Source organism: Streptomyces microflavus, assembly GCF_014650075.1.
GTDB classification, from domain to species: Bacteria; Actinomycetota; Actinomycetes; order Streptomycetales; family Streptomycetaceae; genus Streptomyces; species Streptomyces microflavus.
The window spans coordinates 59597-84476 of record NZ_BMUG01000005.1 but is presented as its reverse complement, the minus strand read 5'-3'; the positions used below and the strand labels follow the sequence as shown (position 1 = coordinate 84476).

General features: G+C 71.2%; 17 protein-coding genes. 8 read left to right on the top strand and 9 right to left on the bottom strand.

The features are described from left to right. Nucleotides 1–114: 114 nt before the first annotated feature. From IE264_RS15770 to IE264_RS15750, 5 genes are all read right to left on the bottom strand, one after another. Entirely contained in the window at nucleotides 115–1146 is a 1032-nt protein-coding gene (locus IE264_RS15770) for a LacI family DNA-binding transcriptional regulator (protein ID WP_015606906.1), read from the bottom strand. Nucleotides 1147–1190: 44 nt separating this feature from the next. After that, nucleotides 1191–2237, bottom strand: a complete 1047-nt coding sequence (locus tag IE264_RS15765) for an ABC transporter permease (RefSeq protein WP_015606907.1) — start codon at nucleotides 2235–2237, stop codon at nucleotides 1191–1193. Beyond that, nucleotides 2234–3208 (bottom strand): ABC transporter permease, encoded by a 975-nt coding sequence (locus tag IE264_RS15760; RefSeq protein ID WP_015606908.1) that lies wholly within the window; start codon nucleotides 3206–3208, stop codon nucleotides 2234–2236. The genes IE264_RS15765 and IE264_RS15760 overlap by 4 nt, the downstream gene beginning before the upstream one ends. Further along, entirely contained in the window at nucleotides 3205–4836 is a 1632-nt protein-coding gene (locus IE264_RS15755) for a sugar ABC transporter ATP-binding protein (protein ID WP_032754127.1), read from the bottom strand. Before IE264_RS15755 ends, IE264_RS15760 begins: the two co-directional genes overlap by 4 nt. A gap of 94 nt (nucleotides 4837–4930) precedes the next feature. Beyond that, nucleotides 4931–6016 carry an ABC transporter substrate-binding protein gene (locus IE264_RS15750; protein WP_015606910.1) on the bottom strand — a complete coding sequence of 362 codons (1086 nt, stop codon included), beginning with the start codon at nucleotides 6014–6016 and terminating at the stop codon, nucleotides 4931–4933. A 579-nt stretch (nucleotides 6017–6595) separates the two neighbouring features. Here IE264_RS15750 and IE264_RS15745 point away from each other — a divergent pair. Then, nucleotides 6596–9040 (top strand): RICIN domain-containing protein, encoded by a 2445-nt coding sequence (locus IE264_RS15745; protein ID WP_032754124.1) that lies wholly within the window; start codon nucleotides 6596–6598, stop codon nucleotides 9038–9040. 72 nt (nucleotides 9041–9112) lie between these two features. Beyond that, entirely contained in the window at nucleotides 9113–11464 is a 2352-nt protein-coding gene (locus IE264_RS15740) for a glycoside hydrolase family 2 (RefSeq protein WP_032754122.1), read from the top strand. A 185-nt stretch (nucleotides 11465–11649) separates the two neighbouring features. On the opposite strand, the gene IE264_RS15735 is transcribed toward IE264_RS15740, so the two are convergent. Continuing rightward, a complete protein-coding gene (locus tag IE264_RS15735; RefSeq protein ID WP_032754119.1) occupies nucleotides 11650–15012 on the bottom strand; it encodes a glycoside hydrolase family 2 in 3363 nt (1120 codons plus the stop codon). A 66-nt stretch (nucleotides 15013–15078) separates the two neighbouring features. Beyond that, entirely contained in the window at nucleotides 15079–15918 is an 840-nt protein-coding gene (locus IE264_RS15730) for an alpha/beta fold hydrolase (protein ID WP_078657348.1), read from the bottom strand. Nucleotides 15919–15985: 67 nt separating this feature from the next. On the opposite strand from IE264_RS15730, the gene IE264_RS15725 reads away from it, so the two are divergent. The 5 genes from IE264_RS15725 (at nucleotide 15986) to IE264_RS15705 (ending at nucleotide 21529) form a co-directional block, all read left to right on the top strand. Further along, the gene (locus IE264_RS15725; RefSeq protein ID WP_229887550.1) at nucleotides 15986–16642 is read left to right on the top strand and encodes a sigma-70 RNA polymerase sigma factor region 4 domain-containing protein; all 657 of its coding nucleotides are present in this window, start codon (nucleotides 15986–15988) and stop codon (nucleotides 16640–16642) included. Between the two features lie 129 nt (nucleotides 16643–16771). After that, on the top strand, nucleotides 16772–17188 hold the full coding sequence (locus IE264_RS15720; RefSeq protein WP_015606916.1) for an ATP-binding protein: 417 nt from the start codon (nucleotides 16772–16774) through the stop codon (nucleotides 17186–17188). Nucleotides 17189–17305: 117 nt separating this feature from the next. After that, entirely contained in the window at nucleotides 17306–19672 is a 2367-nt protein-coding gene (locus tag IE264_RS15715) for an FHA domain-containing protein (RefSeq protein ID WP_032754112.1), read from the top strand. A 9-nt stretch (nucleotides 19673–19681) separates the two neighbouring features. Further along, the gene (locus IE264_RS15710) at nucleotides 19682–20497 is read left to right on the top strand and encodes an SH3 domain-containing protein (RefSeq protein ID WP_032754110.1); all 816 of its coding nucleotides are present in this window, start codon (nucleotides 19682–19684) and stop codon (nucleotides 20495–20497) included. Nucleotides 20498–20503: 6 nt separating this feature from the next. Next, nucleotides 20504–21529 carry a serine/threonine-protein kinase gene (locus IE264_RS15705; RefSeq protein ID WP_015606919.1) on the top strand — a complete coding sequence of 342 codons (1026 nt, stop codon included), beginning with the start codon at nucleotides 20504–20506 and terminating at the stop codon, nucleotides 21527–21529. Between the two features lie 3 nt (nucleotides 21530–21532). Here the strand turns inward: IE264_RS15705 and IE264_RS15700 are convergent, their stop codons facing one another. Beyond that, nucleotides 21533–22861, bottom strand: coding sequence for a streptophobe family protein (locus tag IE264_RS15700; RefSeq protein ID WP_015606920.1), 1329 nt, complete (start codon nucleotides 22859–22861; stop codon nucleotides 21533–21535). A 178-nt stretch (nucleotides 22862–23039) separates the two neighbouring features. Between IE264_RS15700 and IE264_RS15695 the strand changes: the two genes are divergently transcribed. Continuing rightward, nucleotides 23040–24377, top strand: coding sequence for a DUF6777 domain-containing protein (locus IE264_RS15695; protein WP_078657347.1), 1338 nt, complete (start codon nucleotides 23040–23042; stop codon nucleotides 24375–24377). Nucleotides 24378–24392: 15 nt separating this feature from the next. On the opposite strand, the gene IE264_RS15690 is transcribed toward IE264_RS15695, so the two are convergent. Continuing rightward, nucleotides 24393–24776, bottom strand: coding sequence for a YkvA family protein (locus IE264_RS15690; protein ID WP_032754105.1), 384 nt, complete (start codon nucleotides 24774–24776; stop codon nucleotides 24393–24395). Nucleotides 24777–24880: the final 104 nt, after the last annotated feature.

Genomic DNA, 24880 nt, shown 5'->3' with positions numbered 1-24880 from the left:
GGACCTCCGGAAGCGGCCTCTGGAAGGGCCTTCCGGACCTCCGGAAGCGGCCTCTGGAAGGGCCTTCCGGGGCTTCGGGAGGCCTCCGGAAGGGGCGCCTCCGGAAGGAGGCCTCTAGCGGGCCGGTCCAGGGGTCTCGCGGGGCGCGGTGGATTCGCGGACGGCGAGGCGGTAGCCGGGGCGCGGCCGGCGGGGTTCGGCGACCGGGGTGCCGGCGAGGCGTTCGACGAGGCTGTCGACGGCGAGCCGGGCGATGGCTGCCTTGTCCGGCGCGATGGTGGTGAGGGTGGTGGTCCCGTACCGGCTCTCCTCGATGTCGTCGAAGCCGACGACGGCGATGTCGCCGGGGATGGTGAGGCCGCGTTCGGTGATGGTGCGCATCGCGCCGATCGCGATCATGTCGTTGTACGCGAAGACGGCGTCGGGCCGCTCCCCCCGGTCGAGCAGGGAGGCCATGGCGGCGGCGCCGTCCTCCCTCCCGTAGCCGTCGGTGACGACGACGAGGGACTCGTCGGGTTCGATGCCGGAGGCGGCGAGTTCCTCGCGCCAGCCGCGCAGCCGCAGATGGGCGGGCTGGCGTTCCCGGCCGGTGCGGGAGCCGAGGAAGGCGACCCTGCGGTGGCCGAGGGCGATGAGGTGGGCGACGGCCTCGCGGGCGGCGGCCACGTTGTCGATGGCGATGTGGTCGTACGGGGCCTCGTACTCCCGCTCCCCCAGCAGCACCAGCGGTGCCGTCTCGGTGCGGGCCATCAGGTCCTCGGTCTCCAGGTGGATGGGGCTGAGGATGAGGCCGTCGATGACATGGGACCGGAACCCCTGGCTGACCAGCAGCTCCTTCTCGCGCAGGCCGCCGGTGTGGTCGACCAGGACGGTGTAGTCGTGCCGGGCGGCCGCGTCGACGACCTCACCGGCGAGCTCCGCGAAGTACGGGTTGCCGAATTCGGGCACGGCCAGCGCGATGATGCCGGTGCGGCCCTTGCGCAGGTGGCGGGCGGTGAGGTTCGGCCGGTAGCCGAGCTCGTCGATGGCCTGCTGGACCTTCGCGCGCATCTTGGGGGTGACGTGCTGGTAGTTGTTCACCACGTTCGACACGGTCTTGATGGACACGCCCGCCCGTTGGGCTACGTCCTTGAGGCTGACGCCCACGGCACTCCTTGTTGCTTGGTTCGACTCGGCCCGATCCGTACGGTTCAGGTGGTTCTCCGGCTGCGCGCGAGGTAACGCTGCGCCACCACGACAACGATAAGGAAGCCGCCGCTGACCACCGATTGGTACGAGGAGTTGAGCGAGCCGATCTGGTTGATGAGGTTCTGGATCACGGCGAGCAGCAGGACGCCCCAGAGGGTGCCGCTGATGGAGCCGGCACCGCCGATGAGGAGGGTGCCGCCGATGACGACGGCGGAGATCGCGTCGAGTTCCATGCCGACGCCGACGATGGTGACGCCGGAGGAGAGGCGGGCGGCGTTGAGCGCTCCGGCGAGTCCGGCGAGGAGGCCGCTGAGGGCGTAGACGAGGATCTTCGTGCGGGCGACGGGCAGTCCCATCAGGGTGGCCGCGTCGCTGCTGCCGCCGACGGCGAACAGGGTCTGCCCGAACGAGGTGCGCTGGAGCAGCAGTCCGCCGGCCCCGAAGAGGACGAGGGCGATGAGGATCGGGTATCCGAAGCCCCAGACGCTGCCCTGGCCGAGTTCGGCGAAGGCGGAGTCCTTGGGGACCAGGTAGGTGGTGGCGCCCTCGTCGGTGAAGGCGAGCAGCATGCCGCGCGCCGCGAGGAGGGTGGCGAGCGTGACGATGAAGGGCGCCATGTTCGCGCGGGCGATGAGGAGGCCGTTGACCAGCCCGATCGCGCCGCAGACCACGAGGGGGACGAGCAGGGCGGCGAGGAAGCCCCACTGGGAGGCCCAGGCGGCGAGGACACCCCCGAGGGCGAAGACGGAGCCCACGGAGAGGTCGATGCCGCCCGTGATGATGACCAGCGTCATGCCGAGGGCGACGATCGCGAGGAACGAGGCCTGGACGGTGACGCCCCGGGCGTTGTCGACACTGGCGAACGTCGGGTAGACGAACGAGGCGATGAGGATCACGGTCAGCAGGACCGCGAGGACGCCCTGGCGCTGGAGGAGTTCGCCGATCCGGGAGCCGGTGGAGCGCTCGGGCCGGGGTTCGGGGCGCGAGGGGGCGTTCTTGAGCGGCGCCGGCACCTGGGGGGCCGGGGCGGCGGGTGTGGTGTTCTTCATCGGGACCGACGCTCCCGGGCGACGTAGACGGCGGCGATGATGATGGCCGCCTGGGCGATCTGTGCGGTGGAGTCGGGCAGGTCGTGCTTGACGAGGGTGGCGCGCAGCAGCTGCATCAGCAGGGCGCCCGCGACGGTACCGAGCACCCGGATGGAGCCGCCGTTGAGCGGAGTGCCGCCGACGACGACGGCCGTGATGGCGGAGAGTTCCATGAGGGTGCCGAGCGAGGACGGGTCGCTGGCGGTGAGCCGGGCGGTGGCGAGGATCCCGGCGAGCGCGGCCATCGTGCCGCAGAGGATGTAGACGCCGATCAGGACGCGCTTGACGGGCAGTCCGGACAGGGCGGCGGCCGGGCGGTTGCCGCCGATGGCGACGATCTGGCGGCCGAACGTGGTGCGCTGCACCAGGAACGCGACGGCCAGCGCCAGCACGCCCGCGATGAGCACGACCAGCGGGATGCCGAGGAAGGAGCCGGTGCCCAGCGCGAGGATGTCCGGGTTGACGATCTGCTTGAGCTGGCCGTCCGCCATCACCAGGGCCAGGCCCCGGCCGCCGACGAAGAGGGCGAGGGTGGCCACGATGGGTTGCAGCCCGACGAGCGAGACGAGCGTCCCGTTGATCGCGCCGACCACCGCTCCGGCCAGCAGCGCGATCAGGAGCGCGGGCACCAGACCGTAACCGAGGTAGAGCGGCAGCAGGGCCGCGGCGAGCGCCATGGTGGAGCCGACGGAGAGGTCGATGCCCTCGGTGCCGATGACCAGGGCCATGCCGAGGGCGACGATCACGATGGGGGCGACCTGGACGAGCTGGGTGCGCAGGTTGTCGGCCGTCATGAAGTGCTCGGTGAACAGGGCGTTGAACAGCAGGACGACGGCGACGGCCGCGTACACGCCGTACTCCTGGTACCAGGCGGGGTCGCGCAGCCGGGCCAGCGGCTTCGCGGGGCGTGGCAGGGTGGCCTGGGTGGTCATCGGGGGTCCTCCTGGCCGGCCACCGGGGCCTTCCGGCCGGTTTCGGGCGTGTGGTCGGCAGGCTCGGCGGTGGGCGTGTGGTCGGCGAGCACTTCGAGGAGGCGGCTCTCCTCCACCTCGTCACCGGCGAGTTCACCGGCGACCGCGCCGCCGCGCAGGACGACGATGCGGTCGGCGCCCTCGATCAGCTCCTCGATGTCGGAGGAGATCAGCAGGACGGCGAGGCCTTCGCGGGCGAGGTCGTCGATGAGGCTCTGCACCTCGGCCTTGGCGCCGACGTCGATGCCCCGGGTGGGTTCGTCGAGCAGCAGCACCTTGGGTTCCAGGCAGAGCCAGCGGGCGAGCAGCACCTTCTGCTGGTTGCCGCCGGAGAGTTCGCCGACCTTCTGCTCGGGGCTGGAGGCCTTGATGCGCAGCCGCTCCATGAAGATGCTGACGATGCGGTCCTGCCGGTCGCGGGAGACGATCCCGGCTCGGGAGAGCCGGGGCATCGCGGCGAGCACGATGTTCTCCCGTACGGAGAGCTGCGGGATGATCCCCTCGGCCTTGCGGTCCTCGGGGAGCATGCTGATGCCCGCGCGGATGGCGGCGGCCGGGGTGGGGCGGCCGATGCGCTTGCCGTCGACGGTGATCTCGCCGCCGTCCAGGGGCAGGGCGCCGGTCAGCGCCTTGGCGGTCTCGCTGCGCCCGGAGCCCAGCAGCCCGCCGAGTCCCAGGACCTCGCCCCCGTACAACTCGATGGATATGCCGTGCAGTTGGTGGCGGCGGTCGAGTCCGGTGGCGGTGAGGACGGGGGTGCGGGCCACGTCGTGTCCGGCGGTGTCGAAGCTGGTGAGGCCCTCGCGGCGCACCTCGGCGAGGTCGCGGCCGAGCATCATCGAGACGAGCCGCATCCGGTCCAGGTCCGCCAGGTCGCCGGTGTGGATGTGGCGGCCGTCGCGCAGGACGGTGACCCGGTCGCAGATGCGGTAGAGCTCGTCCATGCGGTGGCTGACGTAGAGGACGGCGATGCCCTGGCTCCGGAGGTTCTCGATGACCCGGAAGAGGGTCTCGACCTCGCGGGGCTCCAGGGATGAGGTGGGTTCGTCCATGATGACGACCTGGGCCTGTACGGAGACGGCGCGGGCGAGCGCGACCATCTGCTGGGTGCCGATGCCCAGGGTGTGCAGGGGGCGTTTGGGGTCGACGCGGACGCCGAAGCCGTCGAGGAGTTCGGTGGTCTCGCGGTTCATCCGGGTGAAGTCGATGAGGCCGAAACGGTTCTTCGGCTCCCGGCCCAGGAAGATGTTCCGCGCCACGCTCATCAGCGGTACGAGGTTCACCTCCTGGTAGATGGTGGAGATCCCGGCCTGCTGGGCCTCGAAGGGCCGGGCGAAGCGGACGGGCTCGCCGGCCACCCGGATCTCGCCGCCGTCGCTCTGGTAGACGCCGGTCAGCACCTTGATGAGGGTGGACTTGCCGGCCCCGTTCTCGCCGACGAGCGCATGGGTCTCCCCGGCGCGCAGCGAGAAGGAGACGTCGTCCAGGGCGACGACGCCGGGGAACCGCTTGCTGACCGAGCGGGCTTCGAGCACGGTGGCCGCCACGGCGGCCTCCTGGTGCTGGGGTGTCGCTTCGGTTGGTGCCATGGATCCTGGCCTTCCGGTGTTACGGGAACGGGGCCGGGCCGCCGTACGCCTCGGGGTACCCGGGGCATCGCGGCGGCCGGCCGTCAGGTCGGGGTCAGTAGGCTCCGCCGAGCGAGTCCTTGGCGTTGGCCTCGTCGTACTCGCGGTCGGTGATGATCACGTTCTCCGGGATCTCCTCACCTGCGTAGAACTTCTGGGCGGTGGCGAAGGCGAGCGGGCCGAAGCGCGGGTTGGACTCGATGACCGCGTTGTACTCGCCGTTGACCAGGGCCTGGACGGCGTTGCGGGTGCCGTCGACCGAGACGATCTTGACGTCCTTGCCGGGCTTCTTCCCGGCCGCCTTGATCGCGGTGAGGGCGCCGAGGCCCATCTCGTCGTTCTCCGCGTAGACCGCGGTGATGTCGGGCTTGGACTGGATGAGCTGCTCCATGACCTGCTGGCCCTTGTCGCGGGCGAACTCGCCGGTCTGCTGGGCGACGATCTCCAGGCCGGGCGCCTGCGCCTTCACCTGGTCGACGAAGCCCTTGGTGCGGTCGGTGGTGACGTTGTTGCCGGAGGCGCCGAGCAGGATCGCGACCTTGCCCTTGCCGCCGGTGACCTTGATCATCGCGTCGGCCGCGCGCTTGCCCTGCTCGACGAAGTCGGAGCCGAGGAAGGCCACATAGTCCTTGCAGGCGGTCGAGTTGACCTTGCGGTCGATGGTGAGGACGGGCACCTTCTTCGCCGCGGCCGCCTTCAACGCGGGCTCCAGACCGTCGGAGTTGAGGGGCGCGACGATGAGGAACTGGGCGCCCTGCGACAGCATGTCCTGGATGTCGCTGATCTGCTTGGAGAGTTGGGACTGGGCGTTGGTGGTGAGGAGCTTCTTGACACCGATCTTCTTCGCCTCGTCCTTGATGGACTGGGTCTCGGCGATCCGGAACGGGTTGGCCTCCTTCTCCGACTGGGAGAAGCCGACGACGGCGTTCTTCAGGTCCAGCTTCGGTGCGCCGTACGTCTCCAGCGAGCAGCCCGAACCGGAGGTGGAGTCGGGGGACTTGGCTTCCTGGGCGCCCTGGCTGCTGTCGCCGCCCGCGTTGTTCGAGGTCTCCGACTTGGCGCAGCCGGCGGCGGCCAGCGTGGCAGTGGCGGCGAGGAGGCAGGCCACGGCGAGGGTACGGGGTCGACGCTGGATCTTCATGCGCGGAACGCTCCTTGGCGGGTTGACGGCACGCGCATCGGCGTGCGGTCGGGCATGCGGGACGAGGCATCGGCCGCTCGGCGGCTGATGTCACTGCATTCCTCACGACCCCGCTCCGTACTGCGGGAACAGCGATCGCGAGAGCTTGCGCGGCCTGTCGGCGGCTCGGTTTACAACGTTATATAGGCGGTGCGGCACGGGCGGCAAGAGCAGGGTCGATGCGTTTCCAAAATGTGTCGGCCGCTCACCGGGGCGCACGTACGGGAATCGGCCCGCCCCAAGGCAACGGGTCCTGCGCACCCCCTGGACAGCCGACCGGCACCGTGCTGTCATACCGCCGGACGCCATATTTCCAACGTTGCAAGCACTGCTGCCGTCAGCCGGGCCGCCCGCGCGGCGGCGATCTTCGGCATGCGCCCGTCCGCTTCTCCGCGCCCGACCGGCCGCCCCGCCGCTCCCCCGGCCGGGCGGCCCCCGCACCACGCCCTGCACCAGCCCCGCGCACCACACCGCGCGGCGACCACCCCCACCGAGCCGACCGCAGCTCAGGCGGCCCCCGGCTCAGAGCAGGAGCCGTACATGCCCCTGAACCGCAGGCAGCTCATCACCACCGCCGTGGCCACCGCGGTCGCCACCGGCACGGCGAGCCGGTGGGCGACCGCCGCGACGCCCCGCCGCCACCGGGTGGCGGCGGCCCCCGGCGGCCACTACTCCCCCAACGCGGCGCCCCTCCACCCCACGGCCTTCCTCAAGCTCCCGCCGGGCAAGGTGGAGGCGCGCGGCTGGCTGGCCGGTCAGCTCGGGCTCCAGCTGGAGGGGCTGTGCGGCCGGTACGAGGAGTTCTCGCACTTCCTGGACTTCGCGGCGACCGGCTGGGTCCGCCCCGACCGGGGCGGCTGGGAGGAGGTCCCGTACTGGCTGCGCGGTTACGCCGATCTCGCGATCGTCACCGGGGACGCGGCCGCGCTGGCCACCACCCGCCGCTGGATCGACGCGATTCTCGCCACCGGGCAGAGCGACGGCTTCTTCGGCCCGAAGGCGCTGCGGACCTCGCTCAACGGCGGCCCCGACTTCTGGCCGTTCCTGCCGCTGATCCAGGCGCTGCGCTCCTGGCAGGAGTACAGCGGCGACACCCGGATCATCCCCTTCCTCAGCCGCTTCTTCCGCTACATGAACGCCCAGGGTCCTGGCGCCTTCGACACCTCCTGGATCGCCCTGCGCTGGGGCGACGGCCTGGACAGCGCGATGTGGCTCTACAACCGCACCGGCGACGCCTTCCTCATGGACCTCGTCGACAAGATCCACCGGTACGGGGCGGACTGGGGCGACAATCTGGTCAACCCTCACAACGTCAACATCGCCCAGGGGTTCCGCGAGCCGGCCCAGTTCGCGCTGCGCAGCGGTTCGGCCACCGACACCCGTAACACCTACGGCACGTACGCGAAGGCCATGGACGCCTACGGCCAGTTCCCCGGCGGCGGGTTCGCCGGGGACGAGAACGCCCGGCCCGGCCACGGCGACCCCCGCCAGGGCTTCGAGACCTGCGGGATCGTCGAGTTCATGGCGAGCCACCAGTTGCTCACCCGGATCACCGGGGACCCGCTGTGGGCGGACCGCTGCGAGGAGCTGGCGTTCAACTCGCTGCCCGCGTCGCTGGATCCATCAGGAAAGGCCGTCCACTACATCACCTGCGCCAACAGCGTGGACCTGGACAACGCGCCCAAGCGGGACCGCCAGTTCCAGAACCCCTTCGCGATGCTGGCGTACCTGCCGGGCGTCGACCAGTACCGCTGCTGCCCGCACAACTACGGGATGGGGTGGCCGTACTTCACCGAGGAGCTGTGGCTCGCCACCCCGGACGGCGGGCTCGCGGCGGCGATGTACGCGCCGAGCGAGGTGACGGCGAAGGTCGCGGACGGCACGGAGGTGACGTTCACCGAGGAGACCGGCTACCCCTTCACGGACACGGTCACGCTCTCCCTCACCGCACCGAAGCCGCTCCGCTTCCCGCTGGTGCTGCGCGTCCCCGCCTGGTGCGCGGACCCGGAGATCCGGGTGAACGGGCAGCGGGTCACCGCCCCCGCCGGCCCGGCGTTCACCCGGATCGAGCGGACCTGGTCGAGCGGCGACCGGGTCACCCTGCGGCTGCCGCAGCGGACCGCCGTACGCACCTGGGCGGAGAACCACGGCTCGGTGAGCGTGGACCACGGGCCGCTCACGTACTCCCTGCGCATCGGGGAGCGGTACGAGCGGATCGGCGGCAGCGACACGTTCCCGGAGTACGCCGTCCACGCGACGAGCCCGTGGAACTACGGCCTCGTCCTGGACCCCGCCCGGCCCACCGCGGACCTGCGCCACCGTTCCACCGGCCGCGCCCCCGGCGACAACCCGTTCACCCATTCCGGGACCCCGCTCACGATGACCGCCCGGGCCCGCCGCATCCCGGAGTGGACGGCGGACGACGAGCACGTGGTCGCGCCGCTCCGGGCAAGTCCGGCGCGCTCCACGGAACCGGTCGAGGAGGTCACGCTCGTCCCGATGGGCGCGGCGCGGCTGCGGATCACGTCCTTCCCGACGACCGCCCCGGAAGCGGAACCCTGGCCGGCGGACCGCTGGTACCGGGTCTCCAACCGCCACTCCGGCAAGGTGCTCGGCGTGGACGGGATGTCGACCGCCAACAGCGCCCACGTCGTGCAGTTCGGCGACACGGGGACGGCCGACCACCTCTGGCGGCTGGTCGCCAACGGCGACGGCTGGTACCGCATCCGCAACCGGCACTCCGGCAAGGTACTGGGCGTCGACCTGATGTCCACCGCGAACAGCGCGCACGTCGTGCAGTTCGACGACAACGACACCGCCGACCATCTCTGGCAGCTCGTTCCGGACGGGGCCGGCTGGTACCGGATCCGTAACCGGAACTCGGACAAGGTGCTCGGCGTGGACGGGATGTCCACCGCCGACAGCGCCCATGTCGTCCAGTACGACGACAACGGAACGGCCGACCACCTGTGGCGGCTCCTCTGAGCGCCAGTCCCTCTCCCCGCGCCACCTGACCCGGGGAGCTCTTCGGTATCAACAAGCAAGGGATGTTCAGACATGCGACCAGCACCCGCACCCCGCCCCCGCACCTGGTGGCGGAGATTAACGGCCACCACCGGCCTCCTCGCCCTGGTGGCCACCGCCCTCGTCGGCAGCGGCGCCTCCCCGGCCGCCGCCGCGCCCGCCGCCTGGACGCCGAAGCCGGCCCCCATGACGACGCCGTGGACCAACCAGGTCCCGGTCGACAAGCCGCTGCCGGAGTACCCGCGCCCGCAGCTGACCCGCCCCGACTGGACGAACCTCAACGGCATCTGGGACTTCGCGGTCACCGGCCGTGACGCGGGGCAGCCGGCCACCTTCCCGGAGCAGATCCGCGTCCCGTTCGTCGCAGAGTCCGCGCTCTCCGGCATCCAGCGCCGGATCACCGAGAACGACAAGCTCTGGTACAAGCGGACCTTCACCGTCCCCGCCGACTGGAACAACCGCCGGGTCAAGCTCCACTTCGGGGCCTCCGACTGGCAGACGACGGTCTGGGTCAACGGCACCCAGGTCGGCGCGCACAAGGGCGGCTTCGACTCGTTCGCGTACGACATCACACCGCAGCTCAACGGCGGTACGAACACGGTCGTCGTCTCCGTGTACGACCCGAGCCAGACCGGCGGCCAGGCGGTCGGCAAGCAGCGCATCAACGATGTGAAGCCGCACCCGGGCGGCGGGATCTTCTACACCGCGGCCTCCGGCATCTGGCAGACGGTCTGGCTGGAACCGGTCGCCGCCGCCCACATCACCCGGCTCGACATGACACCGAACCTGGGCAGCGGCACGCTCCGGGTGAGGGTCCAGACGGCCGGCGCGGCGGGCAGGAGCGCCCGGATCACCGTCTCCAGCGGCGGTACGGTGGTGGGCTCGGCGACCGGGCCGGTGGGCGGGGAGATCTCCGTACCCGTTCCGAACCCGCGGCTGTGGAGCCCCGAGGACCCGTTCCTGTACGACGTGCGGGCCGACCTCCTCGACGGCTCGGCCGTCACGGACACCGTGGGCAGCTACACCGGTATGCGGTCCGTGGGGCTGGCCAAGGTCGACAACATCCTGCGGCCGGTGCTCAACGGCAAGTTCGTCTTCCAGACGGGCACGCTGGACCAGGGCTACTGGCCGGACGGCATCTACACCGCGCCGAGCGACGAGGCGCTGAAGTACGACCTCCAGGCCCACAAGGACCTCGGCTTCAACATGGTCCGCAAGCACATCAAGGTGGAGCCGCAGCGGTGGTTCTACTGGGCGGACCGGCTGGGGCTCCTGGTCTGGCAGGACATGCCGTCGATGGACACCGGCAAGGTCCCGGACGGGCCGGCGCGCACCCAGTGGGAGGCGGAGTACCGGGCCGTCATCGACCAGCACCGCAGCTCGCCTTCCGTCGTCATGTGGGTCAACCAGAACGAAGGGTGGGGCCAGTACGACCAGGCCAGGATCGCCGACGAGGTCAAGGCGCAGGACCCCTCACGTCTCGTCAACAACATGAGCGGGGTCAACTGCTGCGGCTCGGTCGACGGCGGCAACGGTGACGTGGTCGACAACCACATCTACGTCGGCCCCGGCAACACCGCGCCGACCGCCACCCGGGCCGCCGTGCTCGGCGAGTTCGGCGGTCTCGGCTACAAGGTGCCGGGCCACGAGTGGTACCCGGGCGGCGGGTTCAGCTACGAGGACCAGCCGAGCGTCGCGGCCCTCAACAACCGGTTCGTCGGCCTGCTGGACGCGATCCGGGTCGGCCAGCTCCCCGCCGGGCTCTCCGCGTCGGTCTACACGGAGATCACGGACGTCGAGAACGAGGCGAACGGGTTGCTGACCTACGACCGCCAGGTCGTCAAGGTGGACACCGCCCGGGTCAGGGCCGCCAACCAGGCCCTCATCCAGGCGTCCCGGAACCCCGCTCCCCCGGTGACCCTGCCCACCGGGCAGAACAAGTCCCTGCGCGTCACCACACCCGGCCACACGACGAAGCACCTGCGCCACTACGACGGGCAGGCCTTCACCGAGGTGGTGAACAGCGGGAGTCCGGCCGTACTGAAGGCGGACGCCACCTGGAAGATCGTCACCGGCCTCGCCAACGGCAACTGCTACTCCTTCGAGTCCCGGAACTACCCCGGTGAGTTCCTCCGCCACCGGGACTTCCGGGTCCGGCGCGACGCCAACGACAACTCCGCCCTCTTCAAGGCGGACGCCACCTGGTGCGCGGTGGCCGGGAGCGGCGGGGTGCGGTTCACCAGCGCCAACCTGCCGGGCAGCTATCTGCGGCACATCGACTCCGAGGTGTGGCTGGCGACTCCGGGCGGCGGAAAGGCCTTCGACAACCCGGCCCTGTTCGCCGAGGACACCACCTGGGCGGTGGACGCCCCCTGGGCCCCGTGATCCCGCGGAGCGGATGAACGATGACCGGCCGGTCCGGCGGCGACGGGGCAGCTCCCCGTCGCTGCCGGGCCGTCTCGGTGTTCCAGTCGCCGCCGGGCCGGCTTGGTGTTCTGCCCGAAGGAGTGGCTCGCCCGCGACGGCGAAGGTCCGCTCCCGGTGCCGGGAGCGGACCGATTCGCTGCCCGTTACGGCTGGCGGCTGCCGTACAGGGCGGTCACCTCATCGGCGGTCAGGGCCTTGTCGTACACCCCGACCCGGTCGACGGACCCGTTCCAGAAGTCGCCCTTGGCCCCCGCGTACTGGGCCCGGCCGACGGAGAGCGGGCCGGTGCTCACATCGGCGGGACCGGCCTCGGTGGTGGCGGCGAGCTTCCCGTCGACGTACAGCTTCACCTCGTTGCCCTGCCGGACGCCGACCAGGTGGTACCACTTCCCGGTCTCCGGCGTGATCTCCAGGCGGGCGCGCTTGCCGCCCGGGGTGGAGAAGGCGAACGCGCCCTGCCCGTACTGGAGATAGAAGGGGTTCTCGGTGCGCCGGCCGTCCTGGCTGACGACGGTGGCGTAGTTGCCCGGCAGGGCGTCGAGCGAGGCCCACGCGGAGACGGTGTAGTCCTTCGTGGTGTCCACGACGGGACCGGTGCTCTGCGCGTACTGCCCCTCGCCGTTGAACTTCAGCGCCGAGCCCGTGACGCCCGGGGCCCAGGACGTGCCGCCCTCCAGGGTGAGATGGGCCTTGTTGGGGCCGCTGTCGCGGGCCGTGGTGCCCTTGTTCTCGTCGAGCGACCAGGAACCGCCGCCCTTCAGCTCATCACGCTGACCGGCCTTCGCACCGGCGGCGATGACCTGACGGTTGATCTCCCGGACCTTCTTCGGGTCGACCTTGATCTCGCGGCGGTCGTACGTCCAGAGCCCGTTGAGCTCGTTCTCCAGGTCGCTGACCTGGGTGTAGACCGAGCCGGACAGCTCGGCGCCGGCGGCCGCGAGGTAGTACGTACGGGTGTTGTCGACGTACTTGGCGGTGAGAGCGGCCTTGTCGGCCACCCCGGAATAGATGTTGGCCGGCGCACCGGGCCACATGTGTCCCGGGGTCCGGAGCGTGAAGCCACCGTGCTCGCCGTCCATCGCGGCGCGACGGTCGTCCGGGAAGGCCGGGTCGTTGTTCACGTAGTCATGGTGGTCGATGATCTCGCCCTTGCCGGAATCGCCCTTGGACGAGCAGCAGTTGACCCCGCTGTGCGCGTTGACCACGCGGGACGGGTCCAGCGCCTTGACGTCCTCGGCGATCTTGCCGGTCTCCGTCCGGTCCCACTCGCCCCAGCCCTCGTTGAAGACGATCCAGCCGCTGATCGAGGGGTAGTTGTGGAACTGCTTCATCAACTCCTTGCCCTGGGTGAGGAAGGCGTTCTTGCCGCTGTCGTTGTCGATGTCCGCGGAGACGAAGTCCTGCCACACCAGCAGTCCGAGCCGGTCGGCGTGGTAGTACCAGCGCGGCGACTCCACCTTGATGTGCTTGCGTACGGCGTTGAAGCCGAGGTCCTTCTGCGCCTTCAGGTCGAAGGTGAGGGCCGCGTCGCTGGGCTGGGTGTGCAGCCCGTCCGGCCAGAAGCCCTGGTCGAGCATGGCGAGGGAGAAGAACGGCTTCCCGTTGAGGACGAGCTTCTGGTAGCCGCCCACCTTGTCGATCTTCAGCTGGCGCATCCCGAAGTAGCTTTCGACGCTGTCCTTGGAGCGGCCGTCGGTGAGGGAGACGTCGAGGTCGTAGAGGTAGGGGTCGTCCGGCGACCAGAGGCGCTGGTTCTTGACCTGGAGGCTCAGCTCACGGTTGGCCGGGCCGGTGACCGTACCGACGACCTTGCCCTTGCGGTCGCGGGCGACGGCGGTGATCCGGGCGTTGCCGGACGCCTTCGCGGAGTTGACGGTGACGGCGAGGCGGCCCGTGTCGATGTTCGGCGTGGTGGTCAGGGAGTCGATGGCGGCGGGCGCGACCGGCTCCATCCAGACGGTCTGCCAGATGCCGGAGGACGGGGTGTAGACGATGCCGCCGGGGTTGGTGGACTGCTTGCCCTTGGGCTGGTTCGGGCCCGTCCTGTCCGTGACGGCGACGACGATCTCCTGGGGGCCGCTGCCCTTCAGCGCGTCGGTAATGTCGGCGCTGAACCCGGTGTAACCGCCGGTGTGTTCGGCGACCTTGGTGCCGTTGACCCAGACGGTGGACCGGTAGTCGACGGCGTCGAAGTTGAGCTTCAGCCGCTTGTCCTTGCCGGACCCGCCGGACTTGCCTTTGCCGACCGACCAGCTCTTCGGCACGGTGACGAGCTTGCGGTAGAACATGTGGTCCTCGTCGCGCTCAAGACCGGAGAGCTGGGACTCGACCGGGAACGGCACGATGATCCGCTCGCCGAGCTTCTTGCCGAAGACCGGCTTCTCGCCCTCGGTGGCCCCGGCGAACTCCCAGGGGCCGTTGAGGTTCTTCCACTGCTCACGGACCTGCTGGGGGCGCGGGTACTCGGGCAGCGGGTTGTTCTTGTCCAGCTTGTCGCCCCAGGTGGTGGTGAGGCGGTGCGTGGAGAGGTTCTTGGCGGTGCGGCCGATCTCCGGGACGGCCTCGGTCCCCGACTTCAGCCCGCTCTTCCCGTCGTGGACGACCTTGACCCGCTGGTCCTTGAGGACGGGGGCGGCGAGATCGATGATCAGGGCCCGGGGGTTGTCCGAGGCGCGGGTCACCGACTTCACCGGCATCGGGGAGGTGTCGACCTCGATCTTGAGGTGGTCCTTCACCTTGCCGTAGTTCGTGACCCGGTCCTTGAAGGTGGCCTGGAGGCGCTTGCCGTTCTTGGCGATGCTCAGGGCGACCGGGTAGACCTCGAAGTCCGCGGGCGGGGTGAAGGCGGACTCGGGCACGATCTGCTTCTTGAGCGTGTCGCTCTGCCAGCGCAGGAACATGCTGGCACCGCCGACGTCCTGGAACATCTCCAGCTTGAAGTCGTGCTTCTCGCCCGCTTTCAGGGGGATCGGCGCGCTGTGCTGCTCCTTGTCCCAGTCCGGCTGCCAGTGGTCGATGACAACGTTGCCGTCGAGGAAGAGCCGGAAGCCGTTGTCGCCGATGGCGGAGAAGGTGTACGAGCCCGTCTCGGGCGCTTCGAGCTGTCCGGTCCAGCGGGCGGTGGTGTGCTCGGTCTTCCCGGTCGCCGACTCGAACGTCCCGGTGAGGCCGGGGAAGTCGATCTCGGGGTCCAGGGAGGTGGCGCCGAGCTCGGCGAAGTCACGGGCGCCCGGGGCGGACATGCTGAAGTACTCGCCCTTCAGCCCGTGCACATCGGTGACCGGGTCGTCGGCCGTGAAGGCCGTGGCGGTGGCCGGTGCCGGGGTGGCGGGCGCGGCGGCGGCCGTCGGGACCAAGGTGGCACCGACCGGTATCAGGAGCGCGGCGGCGCAGGTCAGGGCCCTGAACAGGGCACGGGGGCGCGGGTGTTGTCGTCTCAAGGCGTCGTCCTCGTCGAAGAGCCGGGAGTACCTCGAACCTGTGAGGCACTGCACATAGTCGAACATTGAGCCACAACACCAAACACTGCACAACGGTCGTGCACACAGAATTTTCAACGATAGAAACTGCACCTAGCCCAGGAACGCCGATGCGGTCGCGACGAACCGGTCGGGGTCGTCGATCCACGGATGGTGTCCCGCCCCCGGCTGCTCGACCAACGCGGCACCGGGGAACAGCTCCGCGCACTGCGCCACCGCCCGGGGCGGGCTGTTGAGGTCGAACTCGCCGGCGAGCAGCAGCACAGGGCTCTCGAAGCGGGCGAGTGCCGCACGGGTGACCTCGGGTTCAAAAGCCCCTTCGGCCCCGAAGTGGGCGACGGCCTCGCCGTTGAGGGGCTCACCGGCTGCGTGATGGAGCCGGGCGGCGGCGTCCCAACGGCCCCAGAAGAAGGGCGCGACGGCCTCCCAGTCGGAGCCGGTGCCCTCGGTGATCGCCTCCAGCGCGGCGAAGGCGGCCGGGAACCACGGCTCGCCCTTCCGTCGCAGCGCGAGCGCGCGGCGCATCCGCCCGTCGATCTCCACGCCCACCGCCCGGAGACCGGGGCCGACCAGGGCGAGCCTGCCGACGCGCCCCGGATGGCGGGCGGCGTACTGCATCGCGAGGTTCGCACCGGCGGAATGAGCCAGCACATCGACCCGGGCGAGCCCGAGGTGGTCCCGCAGGGCTTCCACGTCCGCCACCTGACGGTCGCAGCGGTAGGAGGCGGCATTGTCGGGGAAGGCCGACCGGCCGGTGCCGCGCAGGTCGAGGAGGACGAGGCGGCGGTGCGCGGAGAGGCCCCCGAGATCACCCAGATAGCGGGAGTCGGCAGGGCCTCCCGGAAGGCAGATCAGCGGTTCACCCTCCCCGGTCACGCGATAGGCGAGCCGGGTTCCGTCAGGTGCCGTGAAGAAGGAAGTCATGGCAGCCATGATGATCCTTATAACCAGGTTGTACAACCTGGTTATAAGGATCGGGTCATTGGGGTATAACCGAGCTATGACAGACGAGGACGAGATCCGCCGCCACCCCGAGCTCCTAACCGGGAATCCCGCGTTTCCGAGCGGGAATCCCGCGTTCCTCAGCGAGGAGCAGGCGGTGAGAATGTTCGCCGGGATGAACGAGGTCATCCGCGCGGGCGAGGAGATGCGTCAGCTGCGCAGCGAAATGATGGCGCTGTTCGCCGGGGCGGGGTGGACCCAGGAGAGGATCGCCCGGCTCACCGGCATGAGCCAGCCCGCCGTCTCCAAGCAGGTGACGAAGCACGGCCCGGGGAGCCCGCAGCCCCTGGCGGAGCTCACCCTCGACCAGTACGACACGCCCTGGCTGGAAGGGCGTCTGTGGGGGCTGGCCGAGGAGATCTCCGAGGCCCTGAGCGACAGCGCCCGCTGCTCGCGCTTCGTCGTCGCCCTCGGCCGGGGGCGGAAGCGCTTCACGCCCCTGGAAGTCGACGCGTTGCGCCGCCTGGTCGAAGAGGACCTGATGCTGCACCGGGAGGAGCTGCCCGGCGGTTTCCGGACGGCGTACGACGCGATCAGCCGCGGACTCGACACCCCCGCGAAAGGGACCGCCCCAGGGACCGCTCCCGGGTCGGCCTCGGTGCGCCGCACCTTGGCCCATCGCATCCAGCGGGATCGGCTCGGGGGCGCCAACTGAGCCGTACTGGAGGCGGAACCTGAGTCGTAACCGGTCGGGTCGCGCTTCCCTCTCGGCTGTTCTCCATGAAATCCCGTTCCGGGGGTATCCGGAGTTCAGCCAGAAAGCTCGAGCGACGGGGTGACCGCTATGAACGACCGCATGCTGATGACACTTTCACCGAGTGGGGAGACCCGCACCGATTACGTCTGCCGGCCCGAGAGGGCGGCCGACGCACGGGACGCGGTCAGCAGCTTTGTCGCCCGGCTGCACCCCAAGCCGGCCGCGCACGTGGTGCAGAACCTGCTGCTCCTCGTGTCCGAGCTGGTCACCAACGCCGTCCGGCACGCGGGAGCCGTCAGCGCGCTGTGGCTGACCGCGGACCGCACGGGCGTCCATGTCCGGGTCACCGATCCGAGCCCGGCGCACCCGCAGGACCGCACGCCCGACCTCACGGGCCGCACCGGCGGCTTCGGCTGGCCGATGATCCAGCGGCTGTCCCAGGAGGTCACGGTCCGCGAGTCCGCGGACGGCGGAAAGATCATCCTGGCCACCGTGCTCCGCTGACGGCCCGAGCCCCTCGGCACTCCGGCGCGCCGCCCCCGCAGCACTCCGGAGCCCCCGCAGAGCGGGCGGTTCCGGCGGCGACGGGCGCCGATCGTGACGTCTCGATAGAATTCGGACATGGCAGAGCGGCCCGCAGCGCCGACAGCGCCCGAGCTCGTCCTGGAGACCGATATCGGCTCCACGGTGATGAGTCCGAGCCGGGACTACCATGTCGGACGCGACCCCGAGAGCGACATCGTCATCAACGACGCCCGGGTCTCCTGGCACCACGCGGTGCTCCACCCCGAGGCCGGTCACTGGACGCTCCAGGACGAGGACAGCACCAACGGCACGTACACCGGCGGCCACCGCGTCCATGAGTCGGGCGTCGGAGCGGGCAGCATCATCCACTTCGGCAACCCGTCCGACGGGCCCCGCGCGGTCCTGCTGGGCCGGGAGCCCCCCGCCCGCCCCGCAGCCCCCGCGGACCGGCCATCGGCCGTCTCGATGCCCGCCGCGACCGGCACCTTCCGGCAGCCGACCACCGTACGGCCCCTGCCCGCGAAGACCGTGCGCATCGGCCGCGACGCCGGCAACGACCTCGTCATCGACGACCTCGTGGTCTCCCGGCACCACGCCGAACTCCGGGCGCTCGCCGACGGCCGTCACGAGATCGTCGACCTCGGCAGCCACAACGGCACCTTCCTCAACGGCCAGCCCGTCTCCCGGGCGGTCCTCGGCGCAGGCGACATCGTCGGCATCGGCCACTCGGCGTTCAGCCTCGTCGGCGATGTGCTCCAGGAGTTCGTGGACACCGGTGAGGTGTCGCTGGACGTCCAGGACCTGGAGGTCACCGTCGGCAAGGCGGGCAAGGGCGGCAAGACCCTCCTCGACGGGGTCTCCTTCCCCGTCGGCGAGAAGTGTCTGCTCGGTGTCGTCGGGCCCAGCGGCGCCGGAAAGTCGACACTGCTCAACGCCCTCACCGGGCTGCGCCCCGCCGACACCGGCACCGTCCTCTACGACGGCCGTGACCTCTACCGGGACTTCGCCGAGCTGCGCCAGCGCATCGGCCTCGTACCGCAGGACGACATCCTGCACTCCCAGCTGACCGTACGTAAGGCCCTCGGGTACGCCGCCGAGCTCCGCTTCCCGCAGGACACCGCGAAGGCGGAACGGCAGGCCCGGGTCTCCGAGGTCATCCATGAACTCGGCCTGGAAGAACGGGTGGACCAGCCGATCCACAGCCTCTCCGGCGGCCAGCGCAAGCGGGTGAGCGTGGCCCTGGAGCTGCTGACCAAGCCCTCGCTGCTCTTCCTCGACGAACCGACCTCGGGGCTCGACCCGGGGATGGACCGCTCCGTGATGCACATGCTGCGCGGACTCGCCGACGACGGCCGTACGGTCATCGTCGTCACGCACAGCGTGCTGAGCCTGGAGGTCTGCGACCGGCTGCTCGTCCTCGCCCCCGGTGGGCGCATCGCCTACTACGGCCCGCCGGAGGACGCCCTCGCGTTCTTCGGCTTTGCGGAGTGGCCGGAGGCGTTCGAAGCCTTCGAGAACGACCGGGGCCGGGACTGGGCGGCCACGTACGCCGACTCGCCCTTCCACCAGCAGTACATCGTCAACGCCTCGGCACAGCCCCAGCTGCCCCCGGCCGCGCCCGGCGCGTCCGTCGCCCCGCCGCCGAAGACCCGTAACTGGGGTGCGCAGTTGTCCACCCTGGTCCGCCGGTACGCCTCCGCGCTCGCCGCCGACCGGACGTTCCTGATCATCATGATCGCGCTGCCGTTCGTCATGGGAGCGATGGCCCGCGCCCTGGCGGGCAGCAGGCTCACCCAGGAGACGGCGATGAACGCGCTGCTCATCCTGTGTGTGGGCGGAGTGCTGACCGGTGCCGCCAACGCCGTACGGGAGCTGGTCAAGGAGCGGGTGATCTACCGGCGGGAGAGGGCGGTCGGCCTCTCCAGATCCGCGTACCTCATGTCGAAGATCGTGGTGCTCGGGACCATCACGGTCCTCCAGGCCATCGTGCTGACCCTGGTGGGTCTGGTGGGCGTCGACCTCAACGCGCCGGGCGGCGAAGGCGTCTTCCTGCCACCTCTCGTGGAGATCACCCTGGCCGTCGCCCTGCTGTCCTTCACCGCGATGATGCTCGGCCTCCTGGTCTCCGCGCTGGTGCGCAAGGAGGAGGTCACGATGCCGCTGCTCGTCCTCCTCGCCATCGTCCAAGTGGTGTTCTGCGGGGCCCTGCTCAAGCTGAACGGGGTTCCGGGCCTTGAGCAGCTGTCCTGGCTGATCCCGTCGCGGTGGGCACTGGGGGCGATGGCCGGCACGGTCGATCTGGCCCGGATCGTGCCGGGCGAGCTGACGTCCGACCCGCTCTTCGGGCACTCCCCGGGGGTCTGGCTGCTCAACATGGGCATGCTGGTCGTCCTCTCCGCCGTCTTCGGGTTCGTGGTCGTGAAGCTGCTGCGGCGCCATGAGCCCGCGGTCATGCGGAAGTAGGGCGGTTCCATGGCGACCCCGGAATTCCGTCCCACCCATGTCATCCCCCCGGACGGGCTGCCCGCCTGGGAGGCTCCCGACGCCGCCCGGCCCACCGACCCGCTGGACGCCCTGCTGCCGGTGCAGCTGGTGGACCGGCAAGGGGACTGGGCGTATGTCGCCTGCTCCAACGGCTGGTCGGCCTGGGTCGACGGGCGGCTCCTCGTCTCCGTACCGCAGGCCCCTCCGGCCGCCGGTCAGCCGCTCGCCCGCACGGCGGACCCGCGGCCCCTGCTGGCCCGGGCGGAGGAGGCCCTGAACCAGTACCGGCGCGCGGCCCAGGACCTGGCCGAGGGCCGAAGCGACGGGGAGAGCTTCCAGCAGCGGACCCGGGGACTGCGGGTGGGCATGGTCGTGGACGGGGAGTCGGTGTGGCTGTACGACGCCGAGCACGAGCGGTGGGTCTTCTGCGACGGGATCCAGCTCAGTACGTACGCGGCGGAGTCGGGGCCGGGATCCGGGACGGGGTTCACGGGGGCGGGTGCCGGGCCCACGGGGGCGGGCGCTGCGGAACCGGAGCCCACGCGGGTGGTCACCGCGGACGGGCCGCCGGAAGCGACACGGGTGGTCACCGCGGACGGGCCGCCGGAGCCCACCCGGGTGGTCACCGCGGACGGGCCCGAGCCGCCCCAGGTCGCGGCCGCCGAACCCACGCAGGTCGTGACCGGCGACGCGCCGGAACCCACCCGGGTCGTGACCGGCGACGAACCCGAACCCACCCGGGTCGTGGCGCCCGAACCCACCCGCGTCGTCACTCCCGACGAGTCGCCGGACGGCGGGCGGTGACGGGCCATGACTCCCCCGCCGCCTCCCCCTCCCCCGCCGTCGCACGACGCCGGGCTCCCGGCCGGCCGGGACGACGAGCTGATCGGCAAGCGGATCGCGGGCTATCTGGTGGAGGCCGAGATCGGCCGCGGCGGGATGGCGGTCGTCTACCGGGCCAGGGACCTGCGGCTGGACCGGATCGTCGCACTCAAGCTGCTCGCCCCGGAACTGGCCCGCAACGACACCTTCCGTCAGCGCTTCACCCATGAGTCGCGGGTGGCGGCCGCGATCGACCACCCCCACATCGTGCCGGTGTTCGAGGCAGGTGAGACGGACGGGCTGCTCTACATCGCCATGCGCTATGTGGCGGGCGCCGACCTGCGGGTGCTGATCGACCGGCGCGGGCCGCTCGATCTGACCGCCGCCGTCCGGATCGGCGGGCAGGTCGCGTCCGCGCTGGACGCGGCCCACGACCACGATCTGGTGCACCGCGATGTGAAGCCGGGCAACATCCTGGTCGCGGCGGGGACGGACAGCGACCATCCGGAGCATGTGTATCTGACGGACTTCGGGCTGACGAAGAAGTCGCTGTCGCTGACGGGGTTCACCACGGTCGGCCAGTTCGTCGGAACGCTCGACTACGTGGCGCCGGAGCAGATCTCGGGGAAGCCCGTGGACGGCCGGTGCGATGTGTACAGCCTGGCGTGCGTCGTGCAGGAGACCCTGACCGGGGCGCCGCCCTTCCAGCGGGACGACGACATGGCCCTGTTGTGGGCCCACCAGTACGATCCGCCGCCGCCTCCGTCCGGGCTGCGGCCCGGCCTGCCGGGCGCGGTGGACGGCGTACTGGCGAAGGCGCTGGCCAAGTCGCCGGACGACCGTTACGAGACCTGTCTGCGGTTCGTGGCGGCGCTGCGGGCGGCCGCGTCCGGGATCTCGGACGGACAGCACGCGCCGACCCGGGTGGACGCGCGGGCCGGTTCCTGGTCCGCGACGCCCGAGCCGCCGCCCCGGCCGCCGCGCTGGGCCCGCCCGGTGTTTCCGGGGCCGTAGGGGCTATCCGGCGTTCGCCGGGCCCTTGGGACCGTCCGGCGGAAGCTCGCCGTGCCGGTGCACCCGGGTGGCGGCGAGCCCGCCCAGGAATCCGGCGACCAGGCCCCAAAGGAAGGCGATGCCGAGGGCGGTCCACAGCCGGGGGCGCAGCGAGACCTCCCCGCCGAGGCCGCCGCCCAGGTCACCGATGCCCAGCAGGGAGAGGCCGTAGCGGGCGGAGAGCCCGGCGGTCAGGCCGATGAGCAGCACGGTCAGGGTGAGCGCGACCGCCAGGTGCAGGGCGTGCTGCCAGGGCCGCATACGGGCGGGTGACCGGACCGCCATGAGGAAGGCGGCGCCGAGCACGAGGAGGGCGGTGACGACGAGCAGCCACCAGACGCGCCCGTCCTGCTCGGCGAGGGTGCGGAGGTTGACGGTGGAGAGGTCGGGCGTACGGAGGACGGAGTCGAGCACCTGGGGCATCGGCAGTCCGAAGGGGCCCTGCACCTTGCCCTCCCAGGAGGCGCCGAGGCCCAGGGTGAGCGCGAGCCAGACCAGGTTGGGCAGCCCGAGGAGGATCACCGCGAGGGTCTGGGCCGGGTGCCCGCGCACCACCATCACGACGAGTCCGGCGACAACGCCCAGGGCGACGGAGCCCAGCAGCAGCGCCACCATGGCGGAGGCGGCCGGGCGCACGGTCTCCTGGAAGCGCACCAGCCGGGGCGGGAGCGGCGCCCGGCGCGAGACGAGGAGCGCGAGCACGAGGACGCCGGCCAGCCACAGCAGGCCGAACAGCAGGGTCAGCGGGAGGTCGGCGCGGAACCCGACCCGTGCCGAGTCGCCCAGTACGTCCCCGATGGCGTCCTCGGTGCCGTCGCCGGTTCCGTCCCCCGTGAGGTTTTCGGCCGGGAGGGTGAACGTGAACCGGGCCAGGAGCGAGAGGACGACCAGCACCACGGCCCACAGGACGGCGACGCGGCCCGCCCAGCCCGCCAGTTCCCGGCCTCCGGCGACGGCCCGGTGGCGCAGGGGGCGGAGGAACCCATGGGCGATGAGCAACGCGCCCGCCAGGGTCACCGAGAGCGGCAGCACCGAGAGGCCCGCCTGGGCCCCCACCAGGGAGCCGGCGTCGCCCGCGAGTCCGACGGAGCCGCCCGCCGCCATCACGACGACGGCGGCGGCCACCCGGGGGAAGGCGCCGCCGGGCAGCCCGGTGGCACCGGCGGCCCACAGGCCGAGGACCGCGGTCACCACCATGGCCAGGGTTCCGGCCAGTACCGCCACGAGTGCGTCGCGCCAGCCGTGCGTCGCGCGCTTCGCGCTGTTCCTGTCGTTGCTCGCCCGGACGTTCACGCTGCCACGCTAAGCAGTGGTCCGGTGCTCCGCTCCCCGAGGAAACGGTTGCTCCCTCCGCTTGCGGGGAGTGTGCGGGCGGTACACACAATGAGTGCGATAACGCCCGTATTCCCGTTATTTGCCCCGAGTGGGGGCGGGAGTCCGGAACCGGTCCCAACCTCGGGGAGCAGAGCCCGTGAGTGTCCAACCGCCGTCCTCCGGCCGCCCGACGGGACCGCCTTCCGGTCCGCTCTCGGGCCCCTCCCAGTCCGGCCCCACGCCCCCGCCCCCCACGGTGTCCGGCACCCCGCCCGGTCCGCCGAGCGGCGGGGGCCACGACGGTTCGCAGGGCGGGGGCGGCTCGGGCGGGGGCGGGGACTCCGGCGGTCCGGGAGGGGGTTCGGGAAGCGGTCCGGGAGGCGGCTCCGGCTCCGGCGCCGCCCCAGGGTCCGGTCCGGAGCGCCCCTGGTGGCGGTCCGTCCCCCGGATCGCCGCGATCGCGACGGCCGTGGTCGTAGCCGTGGTGCTGGTCGTGTTCCTGACCCGCCCGGACGACAGCGGCGGTTCGAAGGCGGGCGGAGAGGTGTTCCTCCAGGCGGCGGGCTCCTCCGGCCCGGACCCCTTCACGGAGTCCACGGCGCGTAAGAGCGACCCCAAGCCGGGGACCGCCTCCCCGTCCGCGGTCCCGAGCGCCTCGGCCACGGGGTCGCAGGTGACGCGCGGGGTGGACGGCGCGGCCCCCGGCCTCTACGGGGGCACCCGCAAGGTCGCCAGCTGCGATGTGGAGAAGCAGATCAGCACCTTGCAGGCGGCTCCGGACAAGAACCGGGCGTTCGCCTCGGTCCAGGACATCGAGCCGTCGGCCGTACCGGACTATCTCCGCTCCCTCACCCCCGTACAGCTGCGCATGGACACCCGCGTCACCAACCACGGCTTCCGGGACGGGAAGGCGACGGCCTATCAGGCGGTGCTCCAGGCCGGTACGGCCGTCCTCGTCGACGACCGCGGGGTGCCCCGGGTGCGCTGCGCCTGCGGCAACCCGCTGCTGCCGCCCGTGGCCCAGGAGAGCACCCCGAAGCAGACGGGGAAGGCCTGGCCGGGGTACCGGGCGTCGGACGTGGTCGTGGTGCAGCCGTCGTCCAAGCCGGTGGACGAGTTCAAGATGGTCGATCCGTCGAGCGGTGACTGGTTCACCCGCCCGGCGGGAGACACCGGCGGCAAGGACAAGAAGACCGATCCGCCCAAGGACAAGAAGAAGGACGGGTCGGAGTCGCCCTGCCCGCCGGGATCCGACGACCGCTCCTGCGCTCCGAGCGAGGGCGAATCCCCGCCCGACGGCGAATCCCCGCCGCCCGGCGACTCCCCGCCCCCGGCCGACGACGGGGTGACACCGCCGCCGGACAGTCCGCCCGCGAGCGACCCTCCGCCCCCCGACAACCCGCCCGGCGACTCGCCCGACTCCCAGCCCGCGCCGCCGCAGGAACCCCAGCAGCCGGAAGAGCAGCAGCCGCAGGAACAGCAGTCCGGCACCTAGCGCACGCGCGAACGCCTAACGCACCGCGTCCGGCCGGGGCTCGCCCGTCTTCCCGAGTGCCGTCTTCCCGAGCGACGTCTTCTCCGGCTTCGGGATCTCGGCCGGGGCGCCCTTCCCCTTGGCCCGTCCCAGCCCGGCCGACGCGGCGGCGGCGTGCAGGGAGCGCAGCGCCAGCAGCAGGAATCCGATGTCGTCGAGGTAGACGGGGTCCGGCAGCAGGTCGACCGGGGAGACGGTGTAGACGACGGCTGCCCAGACGAGCGCCTTGTTGCGCAGCGGAATCCCGGCGTCGACGAGGAGCTTCCTGGCCTTGAAGACGCGCACCAGCAGTACGGCGGCCAGGGCCAGCATGATCAGTGCGGCGACGGCGGCGACAACGAGCCAAACGGTGGTGTCCATGGCTCATCGTCTACCCACTCGGCCGCCGTTGACGAGAGTGCGGGCGCGGTGTCGGCGGTCCGCCGCTCCGAAGCCGCTCCGGAGCCCGGCCGGCGGCCCGGGGA